Source organism: Lactobacillus amylolyticus DSM 11664 (assembly GCF_000178475.1).
In the GTDB taxonomy this organism is placed as follows: Bacteria; Bacillota; Bacilli; order Lactobacillales; family Lactobacillaceae; genus Lactobacillus; species Lactobacillus amylolyticus.
The window spans coordinates 1-569 of the sequence record NZ_ADNY01000064.1 but is presented as its reverse complement, the minus strand read 5'-3'; the positions used below and the strand labels follow the sequence as shown (position 1 = coordinate 569).

Sequence of the window (569 nt, the reverse complement as noted above, 5' to 3'; positions counted from 1 at the left end):
AAAAGAAAAGAGTCTGATCTGATTGAACTGCCTTAAGCTTAAGCGTTTTAGCCACCCTAAGACAAGTTAGTTTTAAAGATTTAGTGATAATTTGTCGGCACTGGTATCGTTTGTATGCACCGGCTGAGTTTACTCATCGGCGAAATATTGATCAAATTAAAACTACGGGCAGTCTGATTTTGGCCTTACTTATCTGGCAAGCTAAGACAGGAATTGAATCACAAAGAAGATTCTGTGAATGTTTCAATTGTTTATCACACTCACGTTTTAATCGACGTTCACGTCAGCTATTGCAATTGATTTATCAGATACGGCAAGAAATGAATAAAAAGGTTGACCTGAATGGACAGTTCTTGATCATTGACAGCTTTCCGGTACCTGTTTGCCAACCAATTCGCAACTATCGTGCTAAAATTTTTCGCGGTTATGCCAACATTGGTTATAAGGCCACCAAAAAAATTTACTTTTATGGTTTCAAAGTTCATGCCATTGTTAGCGATGACGGTTACATTCTTGATTATGTCGTAACAAAAGCATCAGTTCATGATGCCAGGGAGACAGTTGAACTG

1 pseudogene is annotated in these 569 nt (G+C 38.1%); it reads left to right on the top strand.

Annotated features, from left to right (window positions below):
• Window positions 1-22: 22 nt before the first annotated feature.
• A pseudogene (locus HMPREF0493_RS06995) lies at window positions 23-569 on the top strand (IS982 family transposase); the annotation flags it as partial.